This window comes from Wolbachia endosymbiont of Drosophila barbarae, assembly GCF_044752445.1.
Lineage (GTDB): Bacteria > Pseudomonadota > Alphaproteobacteria > Rickettsiales > Anaplasmataceae > Wolbachia > Wolbachia pipientis.
The window spans coordinates 1-2,634 of record NZ_JBIXJM010000192.1; the positions used below are offsets into that span (position 1 = coordinate 1).

Genomic DNA, 2,634 nt, shown 5'->3' on the forward strand with positions numbered 1-2,634 from the left:
GCTACTTGTTAGCGGGATCTCTTGTTAGCGGCTGAGATACCGCGAATGAATCGCGGTATGACGGTTCGCGACGGCGTGACGATAAGCTCGTTATCCCGCTGCTTGTTAGCGGCTAAGAGATACCGCGGCAGTATGACGGTTAAGTGGGGTGTCATCCCAGTGTCAGCTACTCGGATGACAACAAAGAGCTACTTGGATAACAAGAAATATAGGCACTGGAGTTGCAAAGAGTTTGCAAATATTAGTTATTACCTGTAGGATATAAAGAAATTAGTAAGGATTTTAATAGGAATAATATGCCATCTGTTACTTTTATTTTACCTGATGGGAGTAAGAAAAGCTATGAAGCTGCAGAGGGAGAAACTCTGCTCAATTTAGCCCACAGAAGTGATCCAGATCTGCTTGAAGGTGCATGTGAAGGTTCTCTTGCTTGCTCTACATGCCATGTAATTGTTGATCCAAAGTTTTATAATGCTGTAGAAATACATAACCCTATATCTGATGAGGAAAATGATATGTTAGACCTAGCTTTCGGCTTAACAGAGACGTCGAGGCTTGGATGCCAAATAAAAATCACAAAAGATATCGACGGCTTGTGTGTAACCATACCAAGGGGTACAAGAAACATATCATTAGATAAATAGGGGAATCATGCGTAAGATTTTTATCTATATTATCGTCTCTTTACTTTTGTTTATTCCTGTAGCGTATAGTGGTTTTTGGTATTTTTCTGCATGTAAGGTAAAAAATCTTTTAGCTGAAACAATACTATACATTAACGACGAAAAATTTGATATTTCACATGATTTTAGTGGATTTCCTTCTAACCTAATTTTCCGTGTGACAAACCCAAAATTTTCCAATGAGCAATTAACCATCTCATCTGATGCTTTATTGATAAAAAATAGATTGTTTGATAAATCAGTATATATCTACATACCAAGCAATGAAGTCAATATTGCTGTTCATGGTGATGAGAAAAAGAATATAAAATGCCACACAAACGATAGCAGCCACTTTGTTGTTAGACTAAACGATTTACCATCTTCATTGCGATTCAACAAAAATAGTACCGTGATAGACTATATAGATACACTTCGTTACGAAGATTATGGATTAAAATGTGATGTTTTAGAAAATCAGCAAAGTGTTATAACTGAAGTGAATGATAAAAGCAATTACATTCAATTTCACCTCGATAAAGAACCAAGTGGAAATACTAAACTAGGATTTGATTTTTATACTTATCGGTATAAAAATACTGCAAGTCCTGAAAGTTACCTTAGTATCGACACTAAATTTGATTACGAATTTGTAAACCACATCTCAGCTTCCAGAATTAATTTCAACATAGAGAAATTTTTAATTCAAAGTAATAATTTTTCTCTTGCTGCAGATGGTGGAGTGCGAAATTATAATTTGGTTACGTCTTCATTTAAAGACAAAATCAACGTGGCTATATCAAATTATAAAGAATTAATCTCGTTTATGATTGGTGACTCAAAAACTTCAGATGCGTTTGAAAAATTAATGTCTTCCTTATCAGAAAAAACAACTGATGATGGCATTCAATTTTCAATAAAGTACGATGATGATGTAGGGTCAAGCTTTATTGGAAAGTTATCCACCACTGATTTTATGAACCAGCTCAGTAAAATAACCCAATTAACCAAGGATGAGAGCAGTAGTTAGTTTACTTTTCATATTGATATTCCACTCAGGCGTAAACGCTTTTACTCTGGATAATAAACTCAGAGATAAAAGCATGGAAAAACGAGCAACCAGTTTATTTGAAATAATAAGGTGTCCAATATGTTCTGGCGAATCATTGTCTGAATCTGGATCTCAGATCGCGTATGATATGCGAGAAGCAATTCGTAAAAAAATCAATGATGGATACACAGATGAAGAGATAATCTCAGAGTTAAAAAATTCTTACGGCAATTCAATTATAATCGTACCGCCTATAAAATCTAGCACTTACATTTTGTGGTTTATTCCACTTACAACTCTGTTTATTGGGTGTTTTTTAATACAAAGATACATCAATACAACCACTTAAACCTTTTATATATAGCTAAAGTGACTTAGGTTCTCTAATTGCACATAAGTCAACAATAATTTTCACACAAATCAAAACAGCATATCTTCTCCATAATCCTTGGTAATTTTACATAAGTTAAAAGTAGCATATGGTTCTCTCCACGGTCTGAGATGACAATAAATTTGTTAAGCCGCATTATACTTGTTAGGCGGAAGTGGACGGCAACATGTTTACCACGAAGTCTAACTAAGTTCTTGCTTGTCCCTTCCATCGGCATTGCTATCTTTATTTTCAATAAAATTATTGTCCTATGCTCTTTTGATGTTTATTGATAATAAAATTCTGTTTTATCAACCAACATCCTATGCATAATTACAGCTAATTTTCTTGCTACTGCTACAATTGCTTTTTTCATTCCTTTTTTCTTCGCAACCCCAGTTTTTTAATTTAAATGTCCTCTTGGTAACTGTAAGCATTGTTTGTGCAGCTTCATATAACATACTTCTACATTCCGCTGGTCCCATCTTTGATATGCTGCCATGCCGATCAACTTCTCCAGAAGAATATTGCCTTGGTGTCAACCCTATATA

The 2,634-nt window shown here is 34.7% G+C and carries 5 protein-coding genes; 4 read left to right on the plus strand and 1 reads right to left on the minus strand.

What is annotated here, in order from left to right; all coding sequences use genetic code 11:
* Positions 1-21 precede the first annotated feature (21 nt).
* Genes ACIPNH_RS04080 through ACIPNH_RS04095 form a run of 4 tightly spaced genes read left to right on the plus strand, consistent with a single transcriptional unit; the run spans position 22 to position 2,062 of the window.
* Complete coding sequence (locus tag ACIPNH_RS04080; RefSeq protein WP_400771875.1) at positions 22-258, plus strand: hypothetical protein; 237 nt, start codon at positions 22-24, stop codon at positions 256-258.
* A 38-nt stretch (positions 259-296) separates the two neighbouring features.
* Positions 297-644: a ferredoxin family 2Fe-2S iron-sulfur cluster binding protein gene (locus tag ACIPNH_RS04085; RefSeq protein ID WP_012673282.1), complete on the plus strand. Its 348-nt coding sequence runs from the start codon at positions 297-299 to the stop codon at positions 642-644.
* A 7-nt stretch (positions 645-651) separates the two neighbouring features.
* Positions 652-1,692 carry a hypothetical protein gene (locus tag ACIPNH_RS04090; protein ID WP_264723972.1) on the plus strand — a complete coding sequence of 347 codons (1,041 nt, stop codon included), beginning with the start codon at positions 652-654 and terminating at the stop codon, positions 1,690-1,692.
* Positions 1,676-2,062 carry a cytochrome c-type biogenesis protein gene (locus tag ACIPNH_RS04095; protein WP_400771877.1) on the plus strand — a complete coding sequence of 129 codons (387 nt, stop codon included), beginning with the start codon at positions 1,676-1,678 and terminating at the stop codon, positions 2,060-2,062. Before ACIPNH_RS04090 ends, ACIPNH_RS04095 begins: the two co-directional genes overlap by 17 nt.
* Before the next feature lie 344 nt (positions 2,063-2,406).
* Here ACIPNH_RS04095 and ACIPNH_RS04100 read toward each other — a convergent pair.
* Positions 2,407-2,634, minus strand: a 228-nt coding sequence (locus ACIPNH_RS04100; protein ID WP_156518078.1) for a transposase, incomplete at its 5' end; no start/stop codon positions are given.